General features: G+C 68.0%; 20 protein-coding genes. 7 read left to right on the plus strand and 13 right to left on the minus strand.

Annotated elements, in window-relative coordinates:
• Nucleotides 1–66: 66 nt before the first annotated feature.
• The 4 genes from U0177_RS24970 to U0177_RS24985 all read right to left on the minus strand — a co-directional run bounded on the left by U0177_RS24970 (nt 67) and on the right by U0177_RS24985 (nt 4,350).
• A complete protein-coding gene (locus tag U0177_RS24970; protein WP_409573387.1) occupies nt 67–2,226 on the minus strand; it encodes a SpoIIE family protein phosphatase in 2,160 nt (719 codons plus the stop codon).
• Between the two features lie 134 nt (nt 2,227–2,360).
• Nucleotides 2,361–2,699: a YrdB family protein gene (locus tag U0177_RS24975; protein ID WP_409573388.1), complete on the minus strand. Its 339-nt coding sequence runs from the start codon at nt 2,697–2,699 to the stop codon at nt 2,361–2,363.
• 336 nt (nt 2,700–3,035) lie between these two features.
• On the minus strand, nt 3,036–3,632 hold the full coding sequence (locus tag U0177_RS24980; protein WP_409573389.1) for a TetR/AcrR family transcriptional regulator: 597 nt from the start codon (nt 3,630–3,632) through the stop codon (nt 3,036–3,038).
• Nucleotides 3,622–4,350, minus strand: coding sequence for an MBL fold metallo-hydrolase (locus U0177_RS24985; protein WP_409573390.1), 729 nt, complete (start codon nt 4,348–4,350; stop codon nt 3,622–3,624). Before U0177_RS24985 ends, U0177_RS24980 begins: the two co-directional genes overlap by 11 nt.
• 405 nt (nt 4,351–4,755) lie before the next feature.
• On the opposite strand from U0177_RS24985, the gene U0177_RS24990 reads away from it, so the two are divergent.
• From U0177_RS24990 to U0177_RS25000, 3 genes are all read left to right on the plus strand, one after another.
• Nucleotides 4,756–5,241, plus strand: a complete 486-nt coding sequence (locus tag U0177_RS24990; protein ID WP_409573391.1) for a hypothetical protein — start codon at nt 4,756–4,758, stop codon at nt 5,239–5,241.
• Nucleotides 5,241–5,669, plus strand: coding sequence for an SRPBCC family protein (locus U0177_RS24995; RefSeq protein WP_409573392.1), 429 nt, complete (start codon nt 5,241–5,243; stop codon nt 5,667–5,669). The genes U0177_RS24990 and U0177_RS24995 overlap by 1 nt, the downstream gene beginning before the upstream one ends.
• A gap of 254 nt (nt 5,670–5,923) precedes the next feature.
• The gene (locus U0177_RS25000) at nt 5,924–7,165 is read left to right on the plus strand and encodes a cytochrome P450 (RefSeq protein ID WP_409573393.1); all 1,242 of its coding nucleotides are present in this window, start codon (nt 5,924–5,926) and stop codon (nt 7,163–7,165) included.
• Between the two features lie 112 nt (nt 7,166–7,277).
• Here the strand turns inward: U0177_RS25000 and U0177_RS25005 are convergent, their stop codons facing one another.
• Nucleotides 7,278–8,255 carry a universal stress protein gene (locus tag U0177_RS25005; protein WP_409573394.1) on the minus strand — a complete coding sequence of 326 codons (978 nt, stop codon included), beginning with the start codon at nt 8,253–8,255 and terminating at the stop codon, nt 7,278–7,280.
• Between the two features lie 297 nt (nt 8,256–8,552).
• On the opposite strand from U0177_RS25005, the gene U0177_RS25010 reads away from it, so the two are divergent.
• Complete coding sequence (locus U0177_RS25010) at nt 8,553–9,692, plus strand: NAD(P)/FAD-dependent oxidoreductase (RefSeq protein ID WP_409573395.1); 1,140 nt, start codon at nt 8,553–8,555, stop codon at nt 9,690–9,692.
• Between the two features lie 229 nt (nt 9,693–9,921).
• Here U0177_RS25010 and U0177_RS25015 read toward each other — a convergent pair whose 3' ends face one another.
• Nucleotides 9,922–10,338, minus strand: coding sequence for a universal stress protein (locus tag U0177_RS25015; RefSeq protein WP_409573396.1), 417 nt, complete (start codon nt 10,336–10,338; stop codon nt 9,922–9,924).
• 275 nt (nt 10,339–10,613) lie between these two features.
• On the opposite strand from U0177_RS25015, the gene U0177_RS25020 reads away from it, so the two are divergent.
• Nucleotides 10,614–11,039, plus strand: coding sequence for a universal stress protein (locus U0177_RS25020; RefSeq protein ID WP_409573397.1), 426 nt, complete (start codon nt 10,614–10,616; stop codon nt 11,037–11,039).
• Between the two features lie 213 nt (nt 11,040–11,252).
• Here U0177_RS25020 and U0177_RS25025 read toward each other — a convergent pair whose 3' ends face one another.
• From U0177_RS25025 to U0177_RS25040, 4 genes are all read right to left on the minus strand, one after another.
• A complete protein-coding gene (locus U0177_RS25025; protein ID WP_409573398.1) occupies nt 11,253–11,840 on the minus strand; it encodes a hypothetical protein in 588 nt (195 codons plus the stop codon).
• A gap of 97 nt (nt 11,841–11,937) precedes the next feature.
• Entirely contained in the window at nt 11,938–13,581 is a 1,644-nt protein-coding gene (locus U0177_RS25030; RefSeq protein WP_409573399.1) for a DUF790 family protein, read from the minus strand.
• 48 nt (nt 13,582–13,629) lie between these two features.
• The gene (locus U0177_RS25035; RefSeq protein WP_409573400.1) at nt 13,630–14,967 is read right to left on the minus strand and encodes a DEAD/DEAH box helicase; all 1,338 of its coding nucleotides are present in this window, start codon (nt 14,965–14,967) and stop codon (nt 13,630–13,632) included.
• A gap of 96 nt (nt 14,968–15,063) precedes the next feature.
• Nucleotides 15,064–15,546 (minus strand): histidinol-phosphatase, encoded by a 483-nt coding sequence (locus tag U0177_RS25040; RefSeq protein ID WP_409573401.1) that lies wholly within the window; start codon nt 15,544–15,546, stop codon nt 15,064–15,066.
• A 419-nt stretch (nt 15,547–15,965) separates the two neighbouring features.
• Between U0177_RS25040 and U0177_RS25045 the strand changes: the two genes are divergently transcribed.
• Nucleotides 15,966–16,361: a response regulator gene (locus tag U0177_RS25045; RefSeq protein WP_409573402.1), complete on the plus strand. Its 396-nt coding sequence runs from the start codon at nt 15,966–15,968 to the stop codon at nt 16,359–16,361.
• Nucleotides 16,354–18,972: an SUMF1/EgtB/PvdO family nonheme iron enzyme gene (locus U0177_RS25050; RefSeq protein WP_409573403.1), complete on the plus strand. Its 2,619-nt coding sequence runs from the start codon at nt 16,354–16,356 to the stop codon at nt 18,970–18,972. The genes U0177_RS25045 and U0177_RS25050 overlap by 8 nt, the downstream gene beginning before the upstream one ends.
• A gap of 65 nt (nt 18,973–19,037) precedes the next feature.
• Here the strand turns inward: U0177_RS25050 and U0177_RS25055 are convergent, their stop codons facing one another.
• The 3 genes from U0177_RS25055 to U0177_RS25065 all read right to left on the minus strand — a co-directional run bounded on the left by U0177_RS25055 (nt 19,038) and on the right by U0177_RS25065 (nt 21,542).
• Entirely contained in the window at nt 19,038–20,447 is a 1,410-nt protein-coding gene (locus U0177_RS25055) for an ATP-binding protein (protein ID WP_409573404.1), read from the minus strand.
• A gap of 10 nt (nt 20,448–20,457) precedes the next feature.
• Complete coding sequence (locus U0177_RS25060; protein ID WP_409573405.1) at nt 20,458–21,159, minus strand: response regulator transcription factor; 702 nt, start codon at nt 21,157–21,159, stop codon at nt 20,458–20,460.
• A 125-nt stretch (nt 21,160–21,284) separates the two neighbouring features.
• On the minus strand, nt 21,285–21,542 hold the full coding sequence (locus U0177_RS25065; protein WP_409573406.1) for a hypothetical protein: 258 nt from the start codon (nt 21,540–21,542) through the stop codon (nt 21,285–21,287).
• Nucleotides 21,543–21,764: the final 222 nt, after the last annotated feature.

The raw sequence follows: 21,764 nt of genomic DNA on the forward strand, positions 1-21,764 counted from the left end.
GTGTGGTGCGCTCGAGCGCGTCAGCGTGGCCGAGCGTTTCGCGCTCAATCGCTCGGCGCCCCGCTATCACGCCGCGCCGACGCTCACCACCAGCAGCGTCATATCGTCGAACTGCTCGGCGGCGCCCTGGTACACGGCCAGGTCGGCGAACACCGCGTCGCAGAAGGCCATCGGGTCGCGCCCGGCGTGCGCCTGAAACAGATCGCCCAGGCGATCGGCACCAAAGCGCTCGCCGTCCGGCGCAAACACGTCGGTCAGGCCGTCGGTGTACAGCACCAGCCGGTCGCCCGCCCGCAGATCGAGCTGCTCTTCGCTCAGCACAATCGTCTCGCTGTCGAAAGCCCCAAGCACGATCCCGCGCCCGCCCAGTGGCGTGGCCTCGCCATCGCGCAGCAGCAGCGGGTAATCGTGCCCGGCGCGCGCGTAGGTCAGGCGGCCCGTCGAGCAGGCAATCACCCCGTAGAACACCGTCACAAACATCTGCGGGTCGCCCATCTCGCGCAGCAGCTGGTTGACGCTCAGCAGCACCGCGCGCGGCGAGCGCTCGCGGCGCGCCTCGGCAAGCAGCAGGCTGCGTGTCAGCGCCATGTACAGCGCCGCCGGCATGCTCTTGCCCGACACATCGGCGATCACTACGCCGATCTGGTCGTCGCCAACCCAAAACACGTCGTACAGGTCGCCGCCGACCGAGCGGGCCGGCTGGTTGCAGGCCGCGAAGCTATAGCCTCTCGCGCGCGGGAACACGCGCGGCAGCACGCTCTGCTGCACCTCGCGCGCCAGGTCGAGCTCGCGCTCGAGCCGCTCCTGGCGCAGGCGCGCGTCGATCAGCTCGGCGCGCTGGATCGCCAGCGCGGCCTGGGCGGCAAATGCCTCGACGAGCGCGACGTCGGCGGGGGCTAGGCGCGCCTTCTGGGTGCTCTGGATGATCATCAGCCCCACCGGCTGCGCCTCGGCGATCAGCGGCACGCTGATGCCCGCCCGCAGCTCGAAGCCGGCTACGTCGGGGTGCTGGTAGGCGGTACCGGGCGGCCAGCCGGCGAACGGGCGCGGCAGCGAGTCGGCGCTCAGCTCCAGCGGCGCAAGGTCGACTGGCTGGTTCAGCACGCGCTCGTCCCAGCCGTGCGCGGCCAGCACTGCGGCAGGCCGGTTCGGCCGCGCCAGGTACAGCAGCACCCGGTCGACTCCGCACAGCTCGCCGGCCTGGCGGCACACCTGGAGCGCCAGCTCGGCCAGGTCGGTCGAGCGCGTCAGCGCCTGCCCGATCGTGTGCAGTGAGCGCAGCGCGGCGGTACGCTGGCGCAGCACCTCGTTGGCCGCCTCGATCTCGATCAGCTTGCTCTGCAGGCTGGCGTTGGCCTCGCCAAGCGCCTGGGCGCTGCGCGAGAGCATGGTGTAGGTGCGGTACAGGCGCTCGGCGTCGTGATCGAGCAGGTCGTCGAGCGCCAGCTGGCTGCGCTCGACCAGCCGCCACACGTATGCTTCGCGCGGCAGCAGCCGCACCCCCGCCCCGCGCGCATCGTACACGTCGAACACCGCCACGTCGCCTTGCCGCCCGCTGTAGCCGCACTGGTCGCAGCCGCGCGCCGTATAGTACTGCTGGCCATCGCCCGGCTCGGGCAGGCCATGCCGGCGCAGCAGCGCGCTCAGCCGGGCGGCCTGGCCGGCGCTGGCGCGGCCTGGCCGGGCGCAGATCGGGCATAGCGTCGCCACGCGCTCCACCGCCACCACCCAGCCGAGCTGGCCAAGCTGCTCGGGCGCCACGCCCAGGTCGCGCAGGTGCCGCGCGACTTCAGCGCCGCGGCAAACTGTGTCGAGCTGAGCGATCACGCGCACGCCGCGCCCGGCCGCATCAAACGCCGCTGGCGCTCCGGCCGCGTCCAGCCGGTCGAGGATCAGCAGGTCGGGGCGGCGCTCGGCCGCTTTGGCGATCGTATCGGCGTAGCTGTGCGGCGGGCGCACCGGCAGCACCTGCACGCGCCGTGGCACGCGCGCCGCAGCGCGGCTCTCGGCCACCGCCAGCGCATTCGGCGCCCGCGCCAGCAGCAGGCCCACCAGCGCGCGAAACACCATAGCGCGCCCGCTGGGCAGCAGCTGGCCCTCGGCCACGCCGGCCAGCACGCGCGGGTCGAGCCCGGCGATCAGCACCAGCCCGCCAGAGCCGTCCGCCACCTGCGCAATCGCCTCGTCAAGCTCCGGAAGATGAAAGAAATCGTCGAATTTCAGCATATGCTCGGCTGCGCCTTCCCCTACCATTGTGAGCGCAGCTGGTAGCTTACCACGTTTTTGGCCTCGGGGCGCGCTCCTTCACAGCGCGGCCTCCGAACCCGCACCATACAGCAGGTGATCAGCCGGATGTGGTATCACTGGCCCCAGGCGTATATCAGCGCGCGATTCGCGATCAGCAGCAGCGCAAACAGCGCGCCCAGCCAGGGCCGCCCGGCCGCGACCAGCGCTACCGCGCCGCTGCCGAACACCAGCGCCTCAAGCGCGAGCTGCGCCGCGCCGCGTAGCGGTACGCTTGCCCTCGGCGAGCCAAAGATGCCCCATACCACCGCCGCCAGCAGCGGCGCGCCGATCCCCAGCAGCAGCTTGAGCGGCCAGCCCGGCTGCGTGGCAAACCCCCAGTAGCCCAGCGCCGCTAGCGCCCACAGCTCCAGCAGAAAACGCAGCCCCAGGTTGGCAAACTTGATCGCTTCCATGTACCTCTTCCTCTCGGCTCGACTTCAGTGTTTGAATGACGTACCTCGGCCGGCAGATGCTCCACCTGCGCAGAAAACGCCCTACAGCTAGTACCACCTGCTTTCCCGTAGGGCGCGCATCGTGCGCGCCTTCTCCCTCTCGGGTTCTGCGCTAGGACTCCGTAAAGAATGCTATCGCTCTTGCGACGCCTGTGGTGGATGCCTCGTGGCGCGGATACGGGTGATGGTTGGCCCTGAGGCATGCGCGCACGGCGCGAACGCGAGCACGGCCTTCTTCGCTGTGGAGGCGCGCACGATGTGCGCCCAACACAGGGAATGCGCTCTCCGCTCCCCCGCTCACTCGCTCACTCGCTCACTCGCTCTGCGAGGGCTTGCCTCGTGCAGCCCGGCGATATACGCGCGCAGCAGCCACACAAAGCTCTCGTCGCGGTCGAGCGGAATGCCGAAGCCGCCGGCTTGCTCCAGCGTGGCAAAGCCGTGTACGATGCTGCGCAGCGCGCGCACACTATGGATGGCCGCCGCCTGGCCAAGCTGGTAGGGTTCGAGCACTACCAGCACGATCCGGATCAGCGCCTCGCTCAGCTCGATCAGCGCGTGGTCGGATGCGTCGGGCGCGCGCAGCGTCAGCGCGTACAGCCCCGGGCGCTCGTGCACAAAGCTGCGGTAGGCCAGCGCCAGCGCGAGCACTGCGGCATCGCCGGATTTGCCGATCGCCGCCTGGCCCATCCGGTCGGTCAGCTGGCGCATGCCCAGCAGCGCCAGCTCGCGCCGCAGCCCCGGCAGGCCGTCGACGTGATTGTAGAGCGAGGGCAGCCGCACCCCCAGCCGCGCCGCCACCTGCGCCAGCGTCAGCTGGTCGAGGCCGTGCGCGTCGGCGAGCTCGGCCGCCGCCGCCACCACCTGTGCCCGGTCGATCCCGACACTACGCGCCATGGTGCAGGCCCTCCCCAAGCGCGCGCTCGGCCTCGCCGATTGCTCCGTCGATCGCCGCAAGTGGCTGCTCCAGCACCTCGCCATGGCCCACCGCCAGGCGCGTCGGGCCGAGCGCGCGCAGCTTCCGTGCGCTGGCCAGCGCGCTGGGGCGGTGCCAGGTCGCCATCGCCGGGAAAGGGAACAGCGGCCGCAGCGTGCCCGAAACCGCCAGCCCCGCGCGCGTCTGAAAGGCATCGCCGGCGATCAGCGAGCCGTCGCGCGGGTCGAATAGCGCGATATGGCCAGGGGTGTGGCCAGGCGAAGCCACCACCTCGAGCGCGCCCACCCGGTCGCCATCGTGCAGCAGGCCGGTCGGGCGCGTGGCAATCCGCTGGTACGCGCCGCGCAGCTTGGCCTGCGGCTCGCCTGGGTCGAGGGTCATGTCGCCTTCCAGAAAGCGCGCGTCGCGCGCCGAGATCAGCAGCTCGGCGGCGGGCAGCAGCCGGCGCAGCGCGTCGGCCGAGCCGATGTGGTCGGCATGGGCGTGCGTCAGCACGATCCGCCGGATCGCCAGGCCCAGCCGTCGCGCCGCCGCCAGGATGGCCGGCGCGCTGCCGGGAATGGCCGCGTCGATCAGCGTCAGCCCGTCGCCGTCGCGCACCAGGTAGCAGTTTACCGGAAAAACACGCGGAAAGCGCGTTAGCTGTGTCAGGTACTCGCCGTGCTGTCTCGCTCGCATAGTGCAACTCCTGTGCTCTGGCGTCGTGCGCCCGTAAACTAACATTATTAGATTATAGACTAATAATGTTAGTTTGTCAAGTTCAAACAGTTTAGTATACCGTGCCCAGCTTCTCCGGGCGGGGCATACCAAAAAGATATGACTTACGCAGTTGGCGCCCTCAGCTTTCGGCAGAGCGGTACTCTATCTCCGTATCGTGTGCGGTTTTTCCGCGCGGAGCGCGGAAAAACCGCACACAGAAGCTGAACCAGTACCCTGCTGCCGCAGGCTCAATCGCGTACCGTGAGGAAGCCGCATCACGCAAGTGCGTAACTTCTATCTAATAGCGGATCGGCTCTGCCCGCAATTGCGGGTATACTGCAGTTGCCTGGTTCAAGGCCGGGCACGATCAAACGGGGGGATTTTATGTCAAATCAATCAATGCGCGAGCACTTCACGCAAACACTGTTTGCGCTGCTCAGCGAGACCTTCGAGCAGGTGCAGGGGATCTACCTCGACCGCGGCACCGCGCTTTTCGAGACGCTCGCAACCATCAGCGCCGACGAAGCATCGCGCCCGGTGTCGGCCAGCTGCGCAAATCTCGCCGCCCAGGTGAACCACGTACGTTTCTACCTCGAGGTGCTCAGCGAGTACATCCAGGCTCACCCGGTCGGCAAGGTCGATTGGCAAGCCAGCTGGCAGGTCGGCGCGGTTTCGCCCGCAGAGTGGGCCGCGCTCACGGCCCGGCTGCGCGCCGAATACGAGCGCGTGGTGGCGCTGCTGCGCGGTATCGAAAGCTGGGAAGGCGAAGATGAAATTGGCGGCGCGCTGGCGATTGTGGTGCACACCGCCTACCACCTCGGCGAGATCCGCCAGGCGCTGTGCGTGCTCAGGCCGCAGAGTGGCGCGTGATGGCGGGCACGAAACCAACCGGCCAGACACGCGACGCCGGCTTTCAGATCGGCGTTCGGCGCACGCTGCCAATCGACCCAGCCGACGCCTGGCGCTTTCTGACGTCGGCGGCGGGCGTGCGCCTGTGGCTCGGCGCTGGCCCCGAGCTGCGCTTCGCGCCGGGGGCGGCCTACCAACGCGACGACGGCGCGCGCGGCGAGGTGCGCGTGTTCCGCCCAGGCCAGCACCTGCGGCTCACGTGGCAGCCGCCAGAGTGGCAGCACCCCTCGACCATCCAGCTGCGCGTGCTCGCTAGCCGCACCGGCGCCACAGTCGCGTTTCACCAGGAGTGGCTGCCCGGCCCCGCCGAGCGCGAGCAGCGCCGCGCGCACTTCGCAGGCGTGCTCGACGCGATCGAGCGCGGCGTTGCGGCGGAGCTGGCCGAATAATACCACCTCGATTAGCAATGCCCTGCCCGGCTTTGCTGGGCAGGGCATCGCTCACAGGTACTTTCCTTTTGGGCGTGTGCAGCTTTGCCGCGCTCGGTGCGAAAAGACGCACACACAAAGAGTGTGCTATAGTTTCAACAGAGCAGCGCGAGTGGTAGCGGCGGCCGTAGGCGTTTGCCGCTGCCACTCGCGCTTGCCCGCGCAGGAATATTTCGCGTTTCGGCCTGCGCAACGCTATTGGGAAGAGGCAAAGGATGCAAACCGATATACATCAGGGCCAGGCCACAGCCGCCAGCGGCTGCCCGGCCGAGCACGCCGCGATCTCGCATCAGAAAACCGCGCAGGCCCCCGAGCCGGCCGCGCCGCCGATCGAGCGCGACGCCAGGGGCGTGTGGCATGTGCGCAGCTACGCGCTCGCGCGCGAGATCTTGCGCGGCGAGAACACGCGCCAGGCCGGGTTCCGGGCCGAGCTGCTGGAAGAGATCCCCAGCCGCATGAAGCTGCCGATCCTCTACCTTGAAGGCCAGGAGCACCACACCCAGCGCAGGCAGACGGCGCGCTTCTTCACGCCGCGCGCGGTCGGCGAAAGCTACCGCGCCATGATGGAGTCGCTGTCGGATCAGCTGATCATCTGGCTGCTCAGGCACGGCCGCGCCGACCTCAGCCAGCTGAGCATGGCGCTGGCGGTGCGCGTGGCCGGCCAGATCGTCGGCCTCACCAGCAGCCGTCTGCCGGGCATGGCCCGGCGGCTCAACGCATTTTTCGAAAACGAGATCGAGCGGCCGGCCCTGAGCCCGCGCGCCCTGCTGAATTTCGCCCGCAGCCAGCTGCGCGTGCTGGCATTCTTCTGGCTCGACGTCAAGCCGGCGATTGCGGCGCGCCGCCGCCAGCCAGGCGAAGACGTCATCTCGCACCTGCTTGGCCAGGGCCGTACCGACGCCGAGATCCTCACCGAGTGCATCACCTACGCGGCGGCGGGCATGGCTACGACGCGCGAGTTTATCTGCGTGGCCGCCTGGCATTTGCTCGAGCAGCCCGAGCTGCGGCGCACGTTTCTGCGCGCCGACGAAGCCACGCGCCACGAGCTGCTGCAGGAAATCTTGCGGGTCGAGCCCGTGGTGGGCAACCTGCTGCGCCGCGCTACCGCCGACATACCGGTCGCCGCCGGCGAGGCAGCCGTCACTATTCCCAGCGGCGCGCTGATCAATCTGCACGTCTACGGCCTCAACGCCGACCCAGCAGTGGTTGGCGCGCACCCGCAGGCGATTCAGCCCGGCCGCGAGCTGCTGGCCGAGCGCACATCGCCCGCGCTGATGAGCTTTGGCGATGGGCACCATCGCTGCCCGGGCGCCTACGTGGCTATTCAGGAAAGCGACATCTTTCTGCGCCGCCTGCTAGCCCTGGGGCAGCTGCGCATCGAGCGCATGCCCTCGCTCGGCTGGAGCGAGCTGGTAACCGGCTACGAGCTGCGCAACTTTGTGGTAGCAGTTGCATAGCGGCCCGGCGCTCTCGCGCCAGGCCGCTATGCCGCCCGCAAATTTTCTTTTTGTGATGCCCTGCCCGGCTTCGCCGGGCAGGGCATCATAGCAAGAAAGCTATCAAACGGAATTACTGCGCGTGCACCAGCAGCAGCGGCGCATTGATCGCGTGCAGCACTTTGTCGGCCACGCTGCCCAGCGCCCAGCGCCGCAGCCCGCTTGCCCCGTGCGTCGCCATCACCACCAGGTCGGCGCCACGGTCGATCGCCTCGTCGACGATCGCCTCGGCCGGCAGGCCGCTCACCGCCACCGGAAACACCGCCACGCCCTGCTCGTGCAGCTCGTCGGCATAGCTGCCCAGCTCGTAGGCCAGGCGCTGCCGTGCGCTCTCGACCGCCTCGTCGTACTGCAGGTACGAGCCCATCACCTCGGGCGTCTGCAGGTACGGCGGCGCCACTACCGTCAGCAGCATCAGCTCGGCCTTGGTCTTGGCCGCCAGCTCGGTGGCGAACGGGATGGCTTGGCGCGCGCACTCCGAGCCGTCGAGCGGCAGCAGAATGCGCTTGAGCGCGCGCTCGGGCGAGAGCATCCGCTCGCTGCCGCGCACCAGCAGCATGGGCGTCTTCGAGATATGCAGCACTTTGTCGGCCACGCTGCCCAGCGCCCAGCGCCGCAGCCCGCTGTAGCCGTGCGTCGCCATGGCGATCAGGCTGGCGCCAACCCGCGCGGCGGTTGCGGCGATCACCTCGGCCGGAAAGCCAAACTCGACCTCGAAATCCACCCTCAGCCCGGCCGCCTCAAGCCGCTTGGCCTGCTCGGCCAGGTACATCTTGGCGTTGAAGCGCAGCACCTCCCACGAAGTCTGCGTCGCGGCCGGCGCGGTTGCCACCGCCAGGCCGCCGCTGTCGATCTCGGAGCGCGTGGTAAGCGCTGCCTCTAGCTCGCCTTCGCTGCGCGGGTCATCGAACAGCAGGTGGTAGCGATCCGTCTCGGTGATGACGTGCAGCAGGTGCACATCGGCCGACAGCAGCGGCGCCAAAACCCGAACGCTCGGCAGAATCTGCTCGGCCAGCGCCGAGCCGTCGAGCGGTACGACAATAGTTTTCATGTCAACCTCCTTGTCGACAGTGTGATCTCTGAGTCGAGCATACCATTGCGCTAAAGGGCGCACGGGGAAACTTCAGCGACCAGGTGTAATAGTATCTCAACTCGCCAACAAGCCCTCTGCGCCGTTGCTTTTTCTTCACTGGCTGGGTTGAAATCTTCCCGCGCAGCGATTGCGAAAGCGCCTATAGTAACAACAGTCGTAATACCCCAGTGGGGTACCTTCCAGAATGCAGCCGCACACGCCTGGCGCCGCGCGTGGCGCGCCTCCCAGGTACTGTTTGCATTAGGAGATCGAACCATGCCATTTCAAGAGATTGTTGTGTTGGGCGGCGGCGTCGGCGGTACGCTGATAGCCAACCTGCTCGCCCGCAAGCTGACGCGCGCGCAGGCCCGCATCACGCTGATCGACCGCACCGGCCGCCACGCCTACCAGCCTGGCTTTCTGTACATCCCGTTTGGCGGCGAGCCGCCCGAGCAGCTCGAGCGCGACGAGCGCCGCCTGCTCAGCCGCCGGGTGACGCTGGTGGTTGGCGATGTGGCGCAGATCGATCGCGAGGCGCGCGTGATCGCCATGGCCGACGGCGTGCGCTTCCCCTACGACACGCTGGTGATCGCCACCGGCTCGCACCTCGCGCCCGAGCGGCTGCCTGGCTTTGCCGAAGGCGCGCACCACTTCTACAAGGCCGCCGCCGCGCTGCGGCTGCACGCCGCCCTGCGCGATTTCAGCGGCGGCCGGATCGTGGTCGGCGTGGCCGATCTGCCCTACAAGTGCCCGCCGGCGCCATTGGAGTTCGCGTTCTTGCTCGACGACCACCTGCGCGAGCGCGGCGTGCGCGAGCACACCGAGATCGTGTATTTCTCGCCGATCGATCGTGTCTGCGCGATCGATAGCGTCGATAGCGTGGTGGCGCCGCTGCTGGCCGAGCGCGGCATCCACACCGAGCTGCAGTTCCAGGCCGCCGCCATCGACCCGCAGGCGCGCACGCTCACCTCGCACGACGGCGCAAGCCTGCCTTACGATCTGCTGGTGATGGTTCCGCCACACCGTGGCGCGCCAATCGTGGTCGAGGCCGGCCTCGGCAATGAGTTCGGCTGGATCCCCACTGATCCCGAGACGCTCCAGAGCAAGGCCGACCCGAACATCTATGTGATCGGCGATGCCAGCGACCTGCCGGTGTCGAAGAGCGGCTCGGCCGCGCACTTCGAGGCCAAGGTGCTGGCCCAGCGCATTGTAGCCGCCGCGCTTGGCCAGCCCGACGATACGCGCTACTCCGGCGAGGTGATGTGCTTCATCGAAACCGGGCGCGGCCAGGCCAGCCAGCTCGTGTTCGACTACACCCACCCGCCGCAGCCGCCGCAGCCCAACCAGCTGTTCCATTACGAGAAGACACTGTTCAACAAGCTGTACTGGTACCTCGTGCCGCGCGGCATGGTCTAGCGGTCGCCTGTGCTGTAAGCGAATTCCCCCTCCTCGCTCGGCGGGGAGGGGGAATTCGTGTTTTCCTGTATTAGGCAAATACACCCTGCACGGTGGGGGTGCGGGCCTTCGCCGCCCCCGCAGAAATCTTGGTTATGGTGCGGCGCGGCTTCGCCGCGCCGCACCATAACCAATGTGCAGCATAGCTTGCTCAGCACAGAATTCGTGCTTTCCCTATGACAAACAAGCTCTACGGTATCTGCAGCACCGGGCAGTGGGCGTGGCGCAGCACATACGCGCTCACGCTGCCGAGCATGGCCGCCAGGTTCCCACCACCGCGCGTCCCCATAACAATCAGGTCGATATCGTGCTCGCGCGCGGCGTCGATGATCGCCGCGCCGGCCGGCTGCGCGCGCACCTCGCCGGCTGCCGCGAAACCATCGTCGCGCAGCGTCTGCACCGCGTCATCGACCAGCGCCTGGGCCACCGCACGAAAGCGCGCTTGCAGCTCGTCGTAGCCAGGCACCTCGGCATACAGCACCGGTGGCTCGTAGGCGTGCAGCACAAACAGCTCGGCCTGCTCGACGCGCGCCAGGTGCTCGGCATACAGTATCTCGCGCTCGATCACCGGCGATCCGTCGGTCGCTAGCAACACTCGTTTGAACATAGCCCACTCCTTCGCCTGCCGCACAGTGGCGCGGCAGGCGCTCGCCCGTATGCTGATTCTAGCAGCACAGCTCGGCGGCGGCCGAAAGATTCGACAACGCGCGATTGACGTTCGATGACGTAGTGGCAGGGTTGCGGTTTCTTTTCCAGCCGCTGCTAACTCTTCCCTGTGCCACGCGCAGGCCGATGCTATGCTGATCATAGGAACATCGGTCGCCGGCGCACCAGCCGCCGGGCTCTGCAGCCGCCGGCGCCAATCGCAGCAAGGAGGCCGCGATGTTTAAAAAAATCCTCGTCGCCGTCGATGGCTCGCACAACTCGCGCGAGGCGCTGAATATGGCCACCGACCTGGCGAAGCAATACCGCGCAAAGATCGAGCTTGTTCACGCATTTCCGCACGTATCCGATCTGCTCGGCACGCCCCAGTACGAGCACCTGCTCGAAGCGCGCAGCGCAATTGGCGGCCAGATCCTCGATACTATGCGCCAGCAGGTGCCGGCCGAGATGCTCGCCGAGGTGCAGCTGCTCGAAGGGCCGCCCGCCCCGGCCATCCTGCGCGTCGCCGAAGAGGACGGCTGCGACCTGATCGTGCTCGGGTCGCGTGGCCACGGCCAGCTGGCTGGCATCCTGCTCGGCAGCGTCAGCAATACCGTGGCCCAGCGCGCGCGCTGCGCGGTGCTGATCGTGCACTCGCAAAACTAGGCTTGATACGCTGTTCGCTTGATCACGTATAGGCTGTGTTGCACGACGTGGCTTCGCATGTAGTGCAACACAATAAGAAATTTGGGGCGGCGAAGCCGCCCCCGCAGATGTTTTTTTCGCGCTCTGCCAGAGCACAAAAAACGGAAGCCGGGGCCTCCATGTCGGGAGCCCCGGCTTTGATCGTGTGCCGCGTGCGCGGCGGCCAGAAAAAGGCTACTCGGCGTTCGCGCCGGCCGGCTCGTCTTCGGCCACTTCGTCGTACCAGCGCGAAAGCCCACCCACCAGCATCTGCACCAGCAGCGGCGTATTCGCGTCGCTCATCACGGTGGTATAGGCGTTGTAGCTGATCGCCAGTGCCTCGTTCACCAGCCCGGCCTCGGCGTAATCCGGCAGAAAGCGCAGCACCTGGCTTGCTAGCGCCCGACGCACCCGCGCGCTGGCGACGCTTTGCACGGCGGCGCGCAGGTAATCGGTAAACGCGGTGTCGCCGGGGTCTTCGCTCACCGGCGGCTCGCCGAACTTTTCGAGCACCGCCGCGACAACCCAGTCGTCGAAGTGCAGCGGCGTGAAGCGCTCGTCGCGGAATACTTCGAGGCTGAAGCGCTGCATGCGCTCTTCATTCGCGCTCAGCTCGGCGGCGGCGGCGCGGTGGCCTTCCAGCAGCTTCTGTGCGGCCCTGATGCGCGCATGCTCTTCGTCGGAAGGCATACGCTCGAGCCAAGTGCCTTCGCAGGCGGTCAGCGCCACGGTGAAATCAGCCTGCTCGCGGCGGTCGCGCTTGACGCGTGATTTACGGCCCATGTCTGTTCTTTCTCTGGGAGCGGTTTGTCGGAAGCGCCTGAGTGGCCCTGAGTGTACTCGATCTGCCGTGGTTCGGCAAGCCGCGCCCGATTGGCCGCTACGCCGCACGCTGAGCAAGCTCGCTTTCTTCGATCAGCGCGCGGATCTCGCCCAGCGCCTCGGGCGCGCATACGCCAAGGCCCGGCAGCACGTGCAGCGCCGGCCCGCCCCAGCGCTGCACCAGCCGCGCGGCTTCGTCGGCCGAGCAGCCCATGAGCGCGGCCACAGCCTGCTCTTCGACAAAGCCCTCGTCGGCGACACGCTGCTCGAGCTGCTGCCAGGGCGTCAGCGCCTCCGCCGAGCTGCGGCGCGGGTATTTGCGCTCGAGCAGCGCCACCAGCGCGCTAATCGCCTCGGCGGGCTCCTGTTCGTAGGTGGCGATCGGCACCGGGCAGGCGCGCAGGCCTTCGGCCACGTGCGCAGGCGCGATCAGCAGCGCCCGCGAGCGAGCGCCTAGCGCGGCCAGATCGCGCAGCAGGGCGTCGGCGGTGGTCTTTCCACTGGCAATACACAGCGCCAGCCGCTCGCGCCCGCGCTGCAAGGCGAAATCGGGCACCACCAGCGCGCCGCGCCCAATCAGCGGCTCGGGGTCGCGCCGCAGCCGCCATCCGGCCGTGCGCCCGCCCACCAGCAGCCGGCCCCAGGTGCGCTGGAACGCGTCGGCAAGGTCTTCGTCCCATGGCTCGGTAACGTCGGCGGCCTGGCCGGCGGCCACGCCGAGGATCTTCAGGGCGCGGTCGTCGAGCTTAAACTGGAGCTTCTGGCTGCGCAGGTGCACGGTGGCCGCCCCGCCGGCCAGCGCGTCGGGGTGCGCCGCCAGCAGGCGCAGCAGCACGCGTGCCAGCCGCCGGCCATTGCGGCTCCAGCTGCCCAGCGCGTCGCGCCCGCCGTGTAACGTCAGCCCAATGCGCTCGTCGAACAGCGTGCGCGGCGCCGCGCTCACCTCGTAGCGCACCCGGTAGCGCCGCGCCAGGCTGTGCGTGCTGCGCAGCATGTTCCATACCGGCCCGCGCAGCTCCAGGCTCAGCTTCTCGCTGTGGCACAGCGCCGTCTCGATCGAGTGGTAGTTATACAGCGCTACGATATCGTTAGGCTGCGGCGTGGCGCCCTGCTTGATCAGAATATGCTGATCTTCAGCATCCAATGTCAGCGCGCGCTCGAACTGCGCTGGCGCCAGTGCGGCAGCCGAGGACGAAGCGTCGGGCGGCGGGCCGCTTGCGCCCGCAACCCTCTTGGCTTTTGGCTGTTCTTCACCGGCCTTGGCAAGCGCCTCGGCGGAAATTTTCTCGCACAGAAATGCGATCGCCTCGCCACGCTCGTGCGGCAGGATCACGCCGCCATAGCGCCCATTCGCCAGGCCATACAGCCGCGCGCGCAGATCGGCCGGCGAGCTGACGCCGGCGCGGCGCAACACCAGCGCCACATCGTCGCCCAGCGCCTCGGCGAATGTCTGCTCGCGCCAGGCGTAGGTACGCGCCAGGCAGGCCACCAGCCCGCGCGCCAGCCGCGCGTCGCCGAAGAACTCGAGCAGCGTCTCGGCCTCGAACTCGGCGCGCCGCCGCCCGACCATCCGGTCGTAGTACGCGATCGCGTAGCCGATCGACGCGGTGTAGCGCTCGTCGCGGATCTGATACGGGTACAGCAGCCGCTCGTCGCCGGAGCTGCGGGTGGTTTTTTTGAAATCGGCGGTTTTGAAAGCCATTTTGAACTCCGTATGACCAAAGACGAAGGACGAAAGACCAATGCACAACTACATCGTTTCCTCTATGCTCTTTGGCCCTTGGCCCTTCGTTTTTCTGCGCTTACGCGCGGCGCTTACCTCGCTGGTATAGCGCGTCACCAGCTCGTAGAGCACCGCCTCGGTCTGCTTCGGGCGAATCACGCGGCCAAGGCGCTGAATATGCTCGCGCGCGGTGCTGTTGCCGCTCACGACGATCGCCACGTTGGCGTCGGGCACGTCCACGCCCTCGTTCAGCACCCGCCCGGCCACGAGCTTGGAGTAGGCGCCGCCGCGAAACGACTGCAGCGTGCGCTTGCGCTCGTCGGGCGCGGTACGGTATGTGATCGACGGCAGCGCCAGGGTGCGGCTTATGGTGTCGACAAGCGTGGTGTACTCCGAGAACACCAGCACTTTGTCGCTGCGGTGGTGGGCCAGCAGCCGCGCCACCTCGCCCAGCTTGGCCTCGGCGTTCAGCGCGATCATGCGCGCCTGGTGATGCGCGCGCAGCGCCTGGCGCGCGGCCGGGTCGCTGCCGCTACGGCGAATCAGCTCGCCGAAAAAGTCGCCGCCGCGCGCCAGCAGGCCGCGGTTGCGCGCGATAAACCACTTCCACTCGGTGGTGAGCGCGGCGTAGCGCAATGCTTCCTCGGGCTGAAGATCGACATAGATGCGTTTCTCGCGGAACTTCGCCAGGTGGCCCTCGGCCGAAAGCTCGGCCGGCGTGCGCTGGTACGCCACCGGCCCGAGCAGCGTGTAGAGCGCGCTCTCGGCACCATCGCTGCGCTCGGGCGTCGCGGTGATGCCCAGGCGGTAGGGCGCGCCGCAGCGCGCCGGGATGCCGCTGTACGATGGCGAAGGCAGGTGGTGCGCCTCGTCGCAGATCAGCAGCCCGGTGCCGGCGATCGGCGCATTGGGCATGGCCGCCGAGGCATAGGTGCTGATGGTGATCGACTTCAGGTCGCGCTGGCCATCGCCCAAGATGCCAACATGGCCTTTGGCCACGCCCAGCCGCTCGGTCATGGCGTCGCGCCACTGATACAGCAGCTCGATTGTGGGCACCAGCACCAGCGTACGCAGCCCCAGCCTGGCCGTGGCCATCAGCGCGAGCACGGTTTTGCCGGCCCCGGTGGGCAGCACGACAACGCCGCGCCCGCCAGCCGCGACCCAGGCCGCCAGCGCGTCGTCCTGGTATGGGCGTGGGGTGAGCGCCAGCTTCGTGCGATATCCGCCGGCCAGCTCGGCTTCGTCGGCGCGGCCGGGCAGCGGCTCAGCTTGCGGTTGGTCGTCCAGCGTCGCATCAAGTAGTCCATCCTCGGCCTCTTCTAGCTCATCAAATAGCTCGTCCAGGTCGCGTTGACGGAAATCCATCCTTCTCTCCTCGGCAGGGGGCAGGGGATTGTGAGACAGGGCGATCGGCGCAGCGCTGCCCCGGACGCTGTGCCTCGGTGCCGCCCTGCCCTGGCGCTAGAACTGCATCTGCTCTTGATGCACGCCTGTATCGCCGAGTGCATCCAGGATGGCGGCGGTGCGCTTCGGGCCGATGCCCCATACTTTCTGGAGCGTGCCGGTGGCAGCGGCGCGGCGCAGGCTGGTCGTGTCGATCGTGCCCAGGTCGCGGTGAATCCGCGCGGCGATCGTCGGCCCCAGGCCGCGCACATTCAGCCGCAGCAGCAGACGCTCGCCCTCGGGCAGGTCGTCGCACAGCGCCTCGTAGAACGGCAGCGCGTCTTTCTGGGCCAGCGTGCTGATCTTGGCCGTCAGGCTCTTGCCCAGGCGCGGCAGCCCGAGCGGCCGGCCGGCGGCGACGCGCTCGGCCACCGAGTGGCGCGCGCGCAAGAGGTTACGCGCGGCTTGGCGGTAGGCGCGAATGCGGTAGGGGTTGCCGTTCTGTGTGGAGAGGATCGTGGAAATGTTGAACAGAATCGCGGCGATCTCGCGGTTGGTCATAGCTCCACCTCATCATACTACTCGTGTTCATCGTACAGTGCACTGGTGTAGAACTTATGTGCTAATTATACCATTGCGCGCCGGCGCTGTCAACGCCGGAATGCGGCCCCGGCCGCTTCAGACAGCCGCCAAACCACCCTTGCAATGCTGTATACAAATTGTTACGCTTATGCAATCTTGTTGTGACATTAGTGTTACCTAAAGGGCTTTACAGGAGCTACTCGATAGATTACTATTATCAATAGTACATTGTACATATGAAATAGATCCACGCCCTGGCCGAAGCGCAGCAGCCACGCTAGCGCTACCGCGACGGGCGCGCTCCGCGCTCGGGCGCAGCGCAGGCTCGCTGCCACCAAACAGCATTGCCAAGCCGCACCACTCCTTCTACCACGACGTCGCCTAACCGAGGAGGTGCTATGAATACTACCATTCTAGTCGTCGACGACTCGTCCGATATACGTACGGTTGTCAGGTACTCCTTAACCGATCGGGGCTTTCAGGTCATCGAAGCCTCGGACGGCCCCCAGGCCATTCAGCTCGCCCGCCAGCACCGGCCCGCGCTGATCCTGCTCGACCTGTGCATCCCCGGCATCGACGGCTGGGAAGTCGCCTCGCGCCTGCGCTCAGATCCGGCGCTGGAAGACATCCCGATCGTCGCCATGACCGCCTACGACGTAAGCTCGGCCATCCGCGCCGCGCAAACCGCCGGCTGCCAGAAGGTGGTAGCCAAACCATTCGACCTTGTAGAGATGGCGCATACGGTTGCCCGGTTGGTTTCGCCCGCTGAACTGCCACGACCCCATTATGCATGACGATGTCGAATCAATCACTGCACTCCAACGCTGCCTGGCAGTCTACCGGCGAACGCTCGAATTTCTCGAAATCCAGCGTGCCCAGTTTGGCGCGTTCACGCCGCCATACATCTGGCACCAGTTCGACGAAACACGCAGCGAGATAGCCCGTGTCAAGCGCGAGCTGCGCGCGCAGGGCGTCGAGGTCGACGACCAGCCCGCCGACGCCGAGCCGCCCGCCGCAGCACCGCCCGCTGCCCAGGCGAGCCACGACGACGGCGCGCTGCTGCACACCTACCAGCGCATGCTCAGCGACCAGGTGCACTACGTGCCGCTGGCGGGCATGAGCGACTGGGGCGACCTGCACCCGCAGCTCGCCGCGCTTTATGTCGAGCGCGCGCTCACGCCGCTCGACAGCCGCTCGCCCGCCAGCTACACCGCCGGCACCGCCGTGGCGCTCGCCGAGCTGGCGCGTGCCCCCGGCGCGCGCATGCTGGTAGAGGGCGAGTTCGGCAGCGGCAAGACCACCTGCCTCCATGCGCTCACCCTGAGCTGCCTGGCGCAGGCCAGCGCCGGCGCGGCCGCCTGGCCGGGCGCAGCACCGCTGCCGATCTTGCTCGCGGGGCACGACATCGCGCAGGCGCTCACGCGCGGCAACGCCGCGCCGAACGATCGCTCGATGCCCTCGCTGAGCGCCTTCTGGGAAGCGATCGAGTCGTGGCTGCAGTTCAGCAATCTCAAAGATCTGGTTCCGGCCATCCAGCAGCGCCTCGATCGCGGCGAGTGCCTGGTGCTGATCGACGACATGGACGACCTGCCATCGACCGCGAGCATGTCGGCGTTCATGATCGCGCTCGGGCGCTTTGTAGCGCGCTACCCCGACAACCGGTATGTTGTAACCTGCCGGGGCTTCCAGCCGAGCGTGATGGCCCCCCTGGCCAGCTTCGCGCGCTACACGCTGGCCACCCCCGACGCCGATCAGGCGCTGGCGCTGATCCGCAGCTGGTATGGCTGCGTCGCCGACCGCGCCGGGCTGCTGGCCTCCGAGGCGGTCGAGCGCCGCGCCAGCCAGCTGCACCAGGTGCTCCAGGGCGATGCACGGCTGCATTCGCTCGCGCGCACGCCGCTGACGCTGGCGCTGTGCGTGCTGGCGCACGCGCAGGGGCACGCGCTGCCGGCTGCCCGCAGCACGGTGCTGCTGCGCCACGCCGACATGCTGATCAACGGCCGCGAGTTCGGTGGGCACGACCATGCGCGCCAGCTTGGGCAGCGGCTGGGCTTGGGGCAGCTCTATAGCGCCGAGCAGCGGCGCGAGCTCGCCGAATCGCTGGCGCTCGCCCTGCAGACGCGCCTCGGCTCGGCCGGCAGCGCCACACCGGAGCTCAGCGCCGCCGAGGCCGCCGAGCTGATCGGCAACGCCACGGCACGCCACCAGATCGCCGAGGAGCTGCTGGCGTGGTGCTGCGCGCACCACCTGCTGCAGCGCACACCGCGCGGCGGCTACTGCATGCCCGAGGCGCCGGTTCGCGAATACCTGGCCGGCCGCGCGCTCGCCGGCATGGCCGATTTCCCCACTCGCGCCTACGAGCTGCGCTGCGATGCGCACTGGCACGAGCCAATTGTGCACGCCGTCGGCGAGCTAGGGAAGCGCGGCGCGCCGCATATCGCGCGGCTGTTCGTGCGGCTGCTGCTGCACCACCGCGCCGCCGCGCCAGCGCCGTGCACCACCGATACGCAGCTCGCGGCCGAGTGCCTGATCGAGCTAGGCGAGCGCTCGTGGTCGGATCGCGCGCTGCGCGACGAGGTGCGCGAGCAGCTGATGGCCTGCGTCGGCCAGCCCGCGCTGGCGCTGCCCGACCGGATTCGCGCCGGGCTGCTGCTCGGCAGCCTGGGCGACCCGCGCTTCGCCGGGTTGCTGCCGCCGCTGGCGCGTGTTCCGGCTGGCGCATTCGCGCTTGGCACATCCGAGGGGTACGACGACGAGGGGCCGGCGCAGTACGCGGATCTGGCCGAGTTCGCGATCGGCATATTCCTGGTGACCAACCAGGAGTACGCGCGCTTTCTGGCCGAGCGCCCGCGCCACCCGCAGCCACACTACTGGCACGACCCGCGCGTCAACAACCCATCCTGCCCGGTCGTCGGCGTCACCTGGCACGATGCCAACGCCTACTGCGAGTGGCTCACCGCGCGCCTGCGCGCCGCCAACCTGATCGGCGAAAGCCAGCTGGTGCGGCTGCCAACCGAGCTGGAGTGGGAGAAGGCCGCCAGCTGGGACGCCGGGCGGCAGGCGAAGCGCCGGTTCCCGTGGGGCGATGGATGGTCGAGCGAGCAGGCTAACACCGCCGAGGCGCGCGGCTTCTGGATGACCTCGCCGGTAGGCTGCTACCCTGGCGGCACCAGCCCGTATGGTCTTCACGACTGCGTAGGCAATGTGTGGGAGTGGACCGGCAGCCCCTACGCCAGCTACCCCGGCGCGGCGCGGCCGTTTTGCGAGGCCGAAGTGTACACGCTGCGCGGCTCGTCGTGCGCAACCAACCCGACACACGCGCGCTGCACGTACCGCAGCCGCCTGCCGCCGAGCTACTGGCGCAATCACCTGGGCTTTCGGGTGGTCGTGGCGCAGCAGCCGTGATACCCAGAAGAGAAGCTGGCTGAAAAGGGGAAGTGCGATCGGCTATGCCCCTCGCGCCCCATTTGCTAGCCCACGCGACTCCCGGCCGGCAGGCGCGCGGGCTCGCCGGCACGCAGCAGCGGCGGGCTGGCCTGCTCAACCGCCGGCAGTTCGATCGTGAATGTCGTGCCCACGCCCAGCGCTGACTCCACGCTCACGCTGCCGCCGTGCGCCTCGACAATCGCTTTGGCGATCGCCAGGCCCAGGCCCGATGCGTTCGTATCGGTGCGCTGGCGCGCCTTATCGGCGCGGTAGAAGCGGTCGAACACAAACGGCAGATCCTCGGGCGCGATGCCACTGCCCGTGTCGCGTACGCGCAGGCGCACGCGCCCCCCGGCGCCCTCGGCCGCCAGCGCGATCGTGCCGCTGCTGGTGTAGCGCAGCGCGTTCGACACCAGGTTATTCAGCACCTGCGTCATCCGGTCGGTGTCCACCGCGATCGACGGCAGGTCGTCTTCGGCCTCGACGCGCATCTCGATGCCCTGCTGCTCGGCCTGCACGAAATAGGCCAGCCCGGTGCGCTCGATCAGCGCGCGCGGATCCACTGCGCGGCGGTTGAGCGAAAGCTCCCCGGCGTCGGCCAGCGAGAGCACCCGCAGGTCGTCGACCAGGCGCTGCAGATGCTCGACCTCGCCGTGCATCACCGCAAACAGCGCCGGCGAGCCAGCCAGCCGCTGATCTTTCAAGCCCTCGGTATAACCGCGCAGAATACTCAGCGGCGTGCGCAGATCGTGCGCAAGGTCGGCGGTCATCTGCTTGCGCAGCTGGCTGGCGCGCGCCAGGTCGCTGCTCATCTTGTTGAACGAGCCGGCCAGCTCGCCGATCTCGTCGCGCGAGCGCACCTGCACGCGCTGGTCGAAGGTACCGCCGGCCATCACGTGCGTCGCCGCGATCAGCTCGCGCAGCGGCCGTGTGAGCGTGCGCGCCAGCACGCCGCCGATCAGCATGGCGATCAGCGCCGCGATAATCGCGCTCAGCCCGGCCGCGATCGTGACGCGCGAGAGGAAATCTTGCTCGGGCGGCTGCGCGCCGGGCTGCGCCCGCGCTGCGGGCGCGCTCACAACCATATAGCCGACGGTCGCGCCATTGACGTTGATTGCCACGGCGTTTTCGAGCGCGGCGCGCGGCACCGCCGAGCCGCTCGGGTGGCCCGCGTCGGGCAGCACCACCTGGCCGCGCGCGTCGGCCAGCGCGACGCTACGGCTGTAGAATGTCAGCGTCTGGTCGGCCGCGAGCATATCGTGCACGCCATCCCAGCTGCCGTGGCCGGCGTAGTAGGTCGTCAGCGCGTCGCGCAGCACGCCCTGGTCGCGCCCCGACAGAAAGCGGTCGAACTCGGAGCGCGTGCGCACGCCCACCAGCACGGCCACGAGCGCCGCGCCGATCACGCCCACAAGCGCGAACGCGAGGATTAATTTTGCGGTAAGCGAGCGCATATGCCGATCCTCATCGATCAGTTGGCGCCTTGGCGGGCGCAAAGCGATAGCCCATGCCATAGACTGTCTCAATATATTTCGGGTGCCTGGGGTCGGGCTCGATCTTGGTGCGCAGGTTGCGGATGTGCACGTCGATCGTGCGCTCGTAGCCATCGTAGGCGTTCCCCGACATGCGGTCGAGCAGGTCGAGCCGCGAGAATACCTGGCCCTGCGCGGCCATCAGCGTCGCCAGAATCTCGAACTCCGAAGGCGTCAGATCGATAAACTGGTCGGCGACTTTCACCGTGCAGCCGGCCCGGTCGAGCACAATATCGAATGCGCGCAGCAGATCGGGCTCGGCAGTGCCGCGCTGGGTGCGCCGCAGCACCGCGCGCACGCGCGCGATCAGCTCGCGCACATTGAACGGCTTGGTGACGTAGTCGTCGGCGCCCAGCTCGAGGCCCACAATCTTATCCGAGTCGTCGACTTTCGCCGTCAGCATGATCACCGGGGTGCTGGCCTCTTTGCCAAAGGCGCGCATGAACTCGAAGCCGCCCATCTCGGGCATCATCACGTCGAGTATCACAAGGTCGGGCTTTTCGACGCGCGCGACATACAGCGCCTCGCGGCCGTGCCCGGCCTCGACCACGCGGTAGCCCTCTTGCTCGAGGTAGACGCGAATGAGATCGCGCAGCTTGGACTCGTCGTCGACAACCAGAATTGTTTGGGCCATAAGCGGTACCGTTCCTTGTGGGCTGCCGGTAGCGGCGCGCGGCGCGGGCGGCCACCGGCAACACAGCACGACGTGCAACACGCGCTATTATCGAACCAACGCAGCCCAAGCGCAAACCAAGCCGCTCAGGCCGCAGCCGGGCGGCGCCGCGACTTCAGGCGCGAGGCCAGGCTGGTAAGGCCAACGATCACCCCTACCACCACCAGGTTCTTCAGCACCTCGATCGCGCCAAACAGGCTGGCGCCCTGATCGCCGCCGTGCTCCATGCCGCCACCCGGCATGCCCGAGGCCGCCGCGCTGCCGCTGCCGGCCAGCGCCCACACAACCCCGGCCACAGCCAGCGCCGCCGCCAGAATAATCAGCGTTCGCCCAATGATGCGCATATATGTCTCCCTGCTATCGTGAAGCGCGGCATCTCGCGGCGCCGCGCCCTGGCCTTGCTCACAGCCATGATGATAGCAAGAAGATTTTCAGACTTTGTTAAGAAGCGATGTGGGAAGTATGTGGTTTGGCGCGGCGGGTGGCGAGCGGCTGAGGCGGGGCAGGCGGGAAGCCGCGCCGGAACGCGGCGGCTGGAGCCGGCGGAAGCGACTCAAATAGACGCG

The organism is Kouleothrix sp., assembly GCF_046328425.1.
Lineage (GTDB): Bacteria > Chloroflexota > Chloroflexia > Chloroflexales > Roseiflexaceae > Kouleothrix.

Bases quoted from the DNA above. Each gene is read 5' to 3' on its own strand.
- U0177_RS25020 (WP_409573397.1), top strand. From the start codon at position 10,614: ATGTTTAAAAAAATCCTCGTCGCCGTCGATGGCTCGCACAACTCGCGC.
- U0177_RS25025 (WP_409573398.1), bottom strand. From the start codon at position 11,840: ATGGGCCGTAAATCACGCGTCAAGCGCGACCGCCGCGAGCAGGCTGAT.
- U0177_RS25005 (WP_409573394.1), bottom strand. From the start codon at position 8,255: ATGAAAACTATTGTCGTACCGCTCGACGGCTCGGCGCTGGCCGAGCAG.
- U0177_RS25040 (WP_409573401.1), bottom strand. From the start codon at position 15,546: ATGACCAACCGCGAGATCGCCGCGATTCTGTTCAACATTTCCACGATC.
- U0177_RS25050 (WP_409573403.1), top strand. From the start codon at position 16,354: ATGCATGACGATGTCGAATCAATCACTGCACTCCAACGCTGCCTGGCA.
- U0177_RS25010 (WP_409573395.1), top strand. From the start codon at position 8,553: ATGCCATTTCAAGAGATTGTTGTGTTGGGCGGCGGCGTCGGCGGTACG.
- U0177_RS25055 (WP_409573404.1), bottom strand. From the start codon at position 20,447: ATGCGCTCGCTTACCGCAAAATTAATCCTCGCGTTCGCGCTTGTGGGC.
- U0177_RS24990 (WP_409573391.1), top strand. From the start codon at position 4,756: ATGTCAAATCAATCAATGCGCGAGCACTTCACGCAAACACTGTTTGCG.
- U0177_RS25015 (WP_409573396.1), bottom strand. From the start codon at position 10,338: ATGTTCAAACGAGTGTTGCTAGCGACCGACGGATCGCCGGTGATCGAG.
- U0177_RS25045 (WP_409573402.1), top strand. From the start codon at position 15,966: ATGAATACTACCATTCTAGTCGTCGACGACTCGTCCGATATACGTACG.
- U0177_RS24985 (WP_409573390.1), bottom strand. From the start codon at position 4,350: ATGCGAGCGAGACAGCACGGCGAGTACCTGACACAGCTAACGCGCTTT.
- U0177_RS25030 (WP_409573399.1), bottom strand. From the start codon at position 13,581: ATGGCTTTCAAAACCGCCGATTTCAAAAAAACCACCCGCAGCTCCGGC.
- U0177_RS25065 (WP_409573406.1), bottom strand. From the start codon at position 21,542: ATGCGCATCATTGGGCGAACGCTGATTATTCTGGCGGCGGCGCTGGCT.
- U0177_RS25035 (WP_409573400.1), bottom strand. From the start codon at position 14,967: ATGGATTTCCGTCAACGCGACCTGGACGAGCTATTTGATGAGCTAGAA.
- U0177_RS25000 (WP_409573393.1), top strand. From the start codon at position 5,924: ATGCAAACCGATATACATCAGGGCCAGGCCACAGCCGCCAGCGGCTGC.
- U0177_RS24980 (WP_409573389.1), bottom strand. From the start codon at position 3,632: ATGGCGCGTAGTGTCGGGATCGACCGGGCACAGGTGGTGGCGGCGGCG.
- U0177_RS25060 (WP_409573405.1), bottom strand. From the start codon at position 21,159: ATGGCCCAAACAATTCTGGTTGTCGACGACGAGTCCAAGCTGCGCGAT.
- U0177_RS24995 (WP_409573392.1), top strand. From the start codon at position 5,241: ATGGCGGGCACGAAACCAACCGGCCAGACACGCGACGCCGGCTTTCAG.
- U0177_RS24975 (WP_409573388.1), bottom strand. From the start codon at position 2,699: ATGGAAGCGATCAAGTTTGCCAACCTGGGGCTGCGTTTTCTGCTGGAG.
- U0177_RS24970 (WP_409573387.1), bottom strand. From the start codon at position 2,226: ATGCTGAAATTCGACGATTTCTTTCATCTTCCGGAGCTTGACGAGGCG.